Here is a 6,271-nt window from a genome sequence, read left to right as displayed (position 1 = left end):
ATCCAACAACAGATTCTCGTTCACAGCCCCGCCGGCCCCGCAACCTGCGCCGGTTAAGGAGCAGTTGAATTTCGCCGGTATCTTGGAACACCGTGAGTACCGCCGTAGTGGCCATGCCCAACTTGCTCGACCCGATGTACTGGTTGGGCGCCAACGGCGTGTTCGGGCACGCGGTGCTACCCGGCATCCTGCTCATCGTCTTCGTCGAGACCGGTCTGCTGTTCCCGCTGCTCCCCGGTGAATCGCTGCTGTTCACCGGCGGCTTGCTGGCCGCGAGCACGCACCCACCGGTCAGCATTGAGGTGTTGGCCATTTGTGTCGCGGTGGTCGCGGTGCTCGGCGATCAGACCGGGTATTTCATCGGGCGGCGGATCGGCCCGGCGCTGTTCAAGAAGGAGGATTCGCGCTTCTTCAAGCAGCACCATGTGACGGAGTCGCACGCGTTCTTCGAGAAATACGGGCCGATGGCCATCATCATGGCCCGGTTCATGCCGTTCGTGCGGACGTTCACCCCGGTGGTGGCCGGGGTGTCCTACATGCGCTATCCGGTGTTCCTCGGATTCGACATCGTCGGCGGCGTTCTCTGGGGTGGGGGTGCGACGCTGTTGGGTTACTTCCTGGGCAACAACGAATTCGTCCACCACAACCTGGAAAAGATCATCCTGGGCATCTTGTTCGTGTCGATGTTGCCGGCTTTTATCTCGGCTGCAAGGGTTTACCTAAACCGTCGCCGCACAGTTTCAGACAGCGACCTTGAAGTCGCAACCGGTCTTGGCTCGAACGTCGGCGACGCTCACCCCGGGGTGTAATTCGGTAAGCGTGAGTCCGTGTTCCGGCTCGACGTCGAAGACGCACAGGTCGGTGATGATCATGTCCACCACGGCCTTGCCGGTGATGGGCAGCGTGCACTGCTTGAGGATCTTCGGGCTGCCGTCTTTCGCCGTGTGATCCATGATGACGATCACCCGCTTGACGCCCGACACCAAATCCATCGCGCCGCCAGGCCCTTTGACCATCTTGCCGGGCACCATCCAGTTGGCCAGGTCGCCGTTCTCCGCAACCTCGAGGCCGCCCAGGATGGACAGGTCGATGTGGCCGCCGCGGATCATCGCAAACGAGTCGGCGCTGCTGAAAAAGCTTGACCCGGGCAGGCTGGTGACGGTCTGCTTGCCGGCATTGATGAGATCGGGGTCGACGCCGTCTTCCGTCGGATAGGAACCGATGCCCAGCAACCCGTTCTCCGACTGCAGCGTCACGCTGATGTTGTCCGGGATGAAGTTGGCCACCAACGTCGGAATGCCGATGCCCAGGTTCACGTAGTAGCCGTCGCGCAGTTCCTGGGCCGCGCGCTGGGCCATCAGTTCGCGAATCGGGCTGTCGTTCTGCAGCGCCGCACCGCCGCTGGTGGTGCGGAACTCGATGCGCTTCTCGTAATCGCGGCCCGCGATGATGCGGTCCACGTAGATGCTGGGGGTATGGACCAGGTCAGGATCCAGGTCGCCGACCTCGACCAGTTCTTCTACCTCGGCCACGGTGACCGCGCCGCAGGTGGCGATCATCGGGTTGAAGTTGCGCGCCGTCTTGCGGTAGATGAGGTTGCCTGCCTTGTCGCCCTTCCACGCCTTGACGATCGCCACATCGGCGCGAATGCCTTCTTCCAGAACGTATTCGGTGCCGTCGAAGACCCTGGTGTCTTTGCCTTCGGCAAGGTTGGTTCCGTAGGCCGTGCGGGTGTAAAAGCCGGGAATGCCTGCCCCGCCGGCGCGTAACTTTTCCGCCAGCGTGCCTTGAGGCGTCAGGACAAGGTCCAGCTCGCCGGCCAGCACCTGGCGCTCGAATTCCTTGTTCTCGCCGACGTATGAGGCGATGACCTTCTTCACCTGCCGCGCCTTCAGCAGCAGGCCCATGCCGAAATCGTCTACGCCAGCGTTGTTTCCGACAATGGTGAGGTCTTTGACGCCGCTGTCCACCAGGGCCTGGATCAGATTCTCCGGGATGCCACAGAGGCCGAATCCGCCCGCGGCGATCGTCATGCCGTCCTTCAGCAGGCCGTGCAGAGCCGACTCGGCGCCGGGGTGGACTTTACTCATGAGTGGTCCTCTCGTTGTTGGTCACGACATGGGCGGCCTCCATCAGCATCCAACCGGATAGTTGCACTGACAGATCGCGCTCGGCTATCTCCGACTCGGTGACCGCACCCCCGACGAACTCGGCCTGCGGGCCGCCGGCGGTAGGCAGCTCGGCGGGGCGATCCCAGAACGGACCGAACAACGGCAGCCCTTGCACCGACTGCCGGTTGTCCCACGCTGATTGCGCCGACGCCAGCACGATTTCGCGAGCGCTCTCGCGGGCCGCGGCATCCGCGGCGAACTCCCCCGGCAACGTGGTGGCGACCAAAGCCAGGTAGCGAGCGGTGATCCCGGCGAACAGCCCGCCGTCGCCGCCGCCGGCGCCGCGCAGCACCCCGGCCGGCGCCATGTGCTCGTCGACGGCGGCGACCATGCGATGCACCCGCTGAGCGTGCCGCTCGTCACGGGTGCGCGCGGCCAGCTCGGTCTCCAGGCCCAGCACCACGCCCTGGCAGTAGGTGTACTGCGCGCGGACCAACGAACCGGCCTTGATGCCGTCGAACACCAGGTGCGTGTCGGGGTCGATCAGCGTGTCGTCAATCCAGTTGGCCATCTGCTGGGCCCGCCGCAGCCGATCGCCGTAGCGCGCCAGGAAGATCCCCGCCGGACCATTGGCCGGCGCGTTGAAGAATTGGTCCTGCTTGCGCCACGGGATGCCGCCACCGTCTTCAGGCACCCATGCTTTGACGAGTTGGTCGTTCAACTTGTGCAGCGCGCGTTTGCGCTCCGCGCCGGCGACCCGGCCAGCCCGTTCCAGGGCCAGCGCCAGCCACGCCATGTCGTCGTAGTAGCTGTTGACCCAGGATCCGTTGTTGCGCAGCCGGTGCGAGCGGATCTGCCGGTGGATCTTGATGCGCCGGTCCGGCTGCGGGTCGCGCAGCTCGGCGTCGACCAGGCAGTCCAGCAGATGCGCCTGCCACCAGTAGTGCCAGCCGCCGAACCATCGGTCACGCCGGGTCGGCGGCCAGGCCACGACGCCGAGCTGGGTGCCCGGCAACGCCCACAGCCGCTTCAGATGCCGCCCGGTGACGGCGGCTTCCGCGCTGACCGCCCGGTTGACCCAAACCTGATCCATGTCTGCTGATCCTGCCCTACCAGGCGCAGGCCATGTAGCAGTGTTGGCTGATCCAGGTTGGCATCCCTATCGCTACGAGTCACATGTCAGCGACCTCTATAGGCGATCCATCTCGCGCGCCAGGCGGGCGCTTTCTAAGAAGGCGTACCGCCTTGGGTTGGCGTGACGCGCGGGGCGGCCATCCTGCGGCGACAGCACAAGCGTGCGGTGCAGCGCCGCAAGCAGGGCGTGGGTCGCCTCGACCCACCCGCGCCGGGTCGTCGGGCGCGCGCGCAGAGCTACCGCCGTGCCGAGCGCAACCTCATGTTCGGTGATGAGGACCGGCGCCGGCGATGCCGCTTGCTCCGCGGCCTCATTGAGGGTTTCGCCTCTGAGCTTTACGTTGAGCATGTGATTCCTCCATCGGTGACATCCGGTACTGGAATCGTTGATCACAATCAATCAATCGATGTCAGTAGCGCACTACTGATGTTTCGCAGCGTTGCGGCGTGATACCACGGAAAGGCGGATCAGTAGTTGTAGCTTGAGGCCGGGGCCACCACCCGGGAGGCGGCGATGGACAGCAGCCGGATGCAAGGGCTGGTCGACAGCCACATCAGGGCCGAAAATCAGGGCGATATCGACGGGGCGGTGGCCGTGTACACCGATGACGTTGCGCACGACGTCATCGGATTCCCCAACAGCCCCACGCGCAGCAAGGGCAGGGCGCGCGATTTCTACGCCTATCTCACCGCTAATTTCCGCACCGAGCACTGGGATGTTCTACGCCGGTATCTTGCCGAGGACGCGATAGTGCTCGAACAGCTCATGACGGGCACCGTCACAGGATCTCTCCTCGGGCTACCGGGCAATGGATGGCGCATACATTTTCGGATGCTGCACGTCTTCGAATTCCGCGACGGACTGATCAGCCGCGAGAATGTGTGGCTGGATTCGGCCGCGGTGGCCGATCAGCTGGGTTGACGCGCCGAGGCAACAGCGCCGCGAGTTCGTCGCGGTTGGGCGTGCCGGTTTTGGCCATCGACTTATAGATGTGGCTTTCCACGGTTCGAACCGACAACGTCAGCCTCGTCGCGATATCCCGGTTGGACAGCCCTTCCCCGATAAGCATCACGATTTCTCGTTCGCGGTCGGTCAGCGGCAATCGTTCGACAGCCTTACGTAGGGCTGGCGTGCGGGCGCCGCCACATTGCTCGGCCAACGCTTCGGCCCTTGCCGAGCATCCCAGCGCCGACCCGCGCAAGTCCTGGTGCCGATAGGCGATGGCCGCGTACGCCGCCGCATCGACAGCAGCGATGAGATCGCCCATACCCTCGAATTCCGCTGATACCGCTGATAGTTCGGCCCCAGCGCCATCATGCAACGCTTCAGCGAAGCGGGCCGCGACGCTGGCGCGGGGCCCTTCGACGATCGCTTCCAGCTCCCGCAATCGCGGCCCGCAGGAACACTCCCCGAACTGTGTGGCTGTCTGTAGGCACATCAATTCGGGAGCGAATTGACCATTGCCCCTGGCTGTTTCGGCGGCGGCGAGCGAGATGACGATGGCTTCACTGATGGCGCCCTGGCCGGCGGCCACCCATGCCTTGGCGATCGCGTACTCGTAGTCGAGGTATCGCCAGCTTGGATGGCGCTGCTTTTCGAGTCTCGCGAGCCAGGCCGCTGCCTCATCCGTCGAGCCGCGCATCGCGAGCGCCGTCGTCAGCGGAATCTGGCATCGATAACCCCACCCGTTGGAGTCGCTGGAAATTTGCACGGATTCGATGGCCTCGGTCAGCAGGGAAATCGCGGCGTCGAGTCGGCCAGAACCGAGCGCCACTCTGCCGACCGCGACACTGCCGACTTGGAAGGACTGGAATGCCCGGAATTCGATTTGGCGCTGTCGTATGGTTTCCGCCGGTGCATCGGCATCGGCGATTTGGCCACATAACAACAGGGCGCCGATGTGGGCGTCGGTGATGATGACGAACGAGCGTATCGGGACGGGGTAACCAGCCGTTGCCGCTGCTGCGGCTTCGCCGGGGCGGCCCACTTCTCCGAACGCAAGGGCGAGGGCCCAGGCGGTCACTCGCTGGGCGACGAGGTCGGGTAGCTCCTTCCAGACGAACTTGCCTGATGACTCGATGGCCGCGTGCGGCTTGCCCATTGCCGCCCAGTACACCGTCAGAAACGCGTCGATACAGCTGCGAGCCTGCGGCCCGGCGGCGCGGGATGCATCGTCGATGAGCGTCTTTGCGCCTACGGGGTCGGCGAGGGTGAACAGCCGATTGGTGGCCCGCAGAAAGGCCACCCGCCCGTACGCCGCGTCGGCCAACTCGTCCGCCTGGACGTCGGCGAGCAAAGCGTCGGCTTCCCGGCCGCGGCCCGCACACGATAGGGCGTAGGCGCGAATGAGCCTCGCGTCCGCGGCCCCTCCTGCGAGCATTGCCGCTGCTGCGAGTCGATCGGCTAGCGGAAATTCCCACAGCCAGACCGCGCCTCGGGCCGCCCGAACAAGCAGGGGTGGATCGGGCTCGAGGTCGGACTCGAGAATTAGCGTGGCGCGGCGCACAACCATGCGGATGTCGTCATGATCGGCGAAGGTGGCCAGTTCGGCGGCGACCAGGCCACGCAGCCGTCGCAGCCTGGTCTGGGCTGCGCGGCTGCGCCGCACCTCGCCGTACAGCGGGTGTGCCAACCTTGCCTCGACCCGATCGCCCACTTGGTCAAGAGCGATGAGACCGCGCATGTCGGCCTGCTCGACCGCGGCCGGGCCGGTTATCCGGGTCAGCGACCCGAGTTCGATGGGTTCGCCGACGGCGAGGGCGTCGATCACGTCGCTAACCGAGCTGGGCAGGCCTCCGATCCGTCCTTCGATCAGCTCGACCAGGCTGGGCGGTAGGACCGGGTCACCGAGCCAGCGCCAATACCCGTCCTGCAACTTGAGCCGTTCATCGGCAACCTCCTGCTCGATGATGTTTCGCAGATACAACGGGTTGCCGCGGGTCAACGTCCACAACCGCTCGGCGGCCTGCGGATCCAGCGGGCCGCCCAAGGTTGCCGAGATGAGCGCGCTTATTTCGGCCTCGGA

General features: G+C 65.0%; 6 protein-coding genes. 2 read left to right on the top strand and 4 right to left on the bottom strand.

Annotation, left to right across the window (positions count from 1 at the left end):
• Positions 1 to 92: 92 nt before the first annotated feature.
• Entirely contained in the window at positions 93 to 809 is a 717-nt protein-coding gene (locus VEI45_RS18265; protein ID WP_324855735.1) for a DedA family protein, read from the top strand.
• Here the strand turns inward: VEI45_RS18265 and VEI45_RS18260 are convergent.
• The 3 genes from VEI45_RS18260 to VEI45_RS18250 all read right to left on the bottom strand — a co-directional run bounded on the left by VEI45_RS18260 (position 741) and on the right by VEI45_RS18250 (position 3,594).
• Complete coding sequence (locus VEI45_RS18260) at positions 741 to 2,090, bottom strand: 3-oxoacid CoA-transferase (protein WP_324855733.1); 1,350 nt, start codon at positions 2,088 to 2,090, stop codon at positions 741 to 743. The two genes, VEI45_RS18265 and VEI45_RS18260, sit on opposite strands and share 69 nt — an antisense overlap.
• A complete protein-coding gene (locus VEI45_RS18255; protein WP_324855731.1) occupies positions 2,083 to 3,204 on the bottom strand; it encodes a glycoside hydrolase family 76 protein in 1,122 nt (373 codons plus the stop codon). Before VEI45_RS18255 ends, VEI45_RS18260 begins: the two co-directional genes overlap by 8 nt.
• Positions 3,205 to 3,300: 96 nt before the next feature.
• A complete protein-coding gene (locus VEI45_RS18250) occupies positions 3,301 to 3,594 on the bottom strand; it encodes a hypothetical protein (RefSeq protein WP_324855729.1) in 294 nt (97 codons plus the stop codon).
• Positions 3,595 to 3,759: 165 nt separating this feature from the next.
• Here VEI45_RS18250 and VEI45_RS18245 point away from each other — a divergent pair, with 165 nt between their 5' ends.
• Positions 3,760 to 4,167 carry a nuclear transport factor 2 family protein gene (locus VEI45_RS18245; RefSeq protein WP_324855727.1) on the top strand — a complete coding sequence of 136 codons (408 nt, stop codon included), beginning with the start codon at positions 3,760 to 3,762 and terminating at the stop codon, positions 4,165 to 4,167.
• Here the strand turns inward: VEI45_RS18245 and VEI45_RS18240 are convergent.
• On the bottom strand, positions 4,112 to 6,271 hold a 2,160-nt coding region (locus VEI45_RS18240), incomplete at its 5' end, for a LuxR C-terminal-related transcriptional regulator (protein ID WP_324855725.1). The genes VEI45_RS18245 and VEI45_RS18240 overlap by 56 nt on opposite strands.

This window comes from Mycobacterium sp. (assembly GCF_035623875.1).
GTDB lineage: Bacteria > Actinomycetota > Actinomycetes > Mycobacteriales > Mycobacteriaceae > Mycobacterium.
This window is presented reverse-complemented; position numbering and strand designations above follow the sequence as displayed.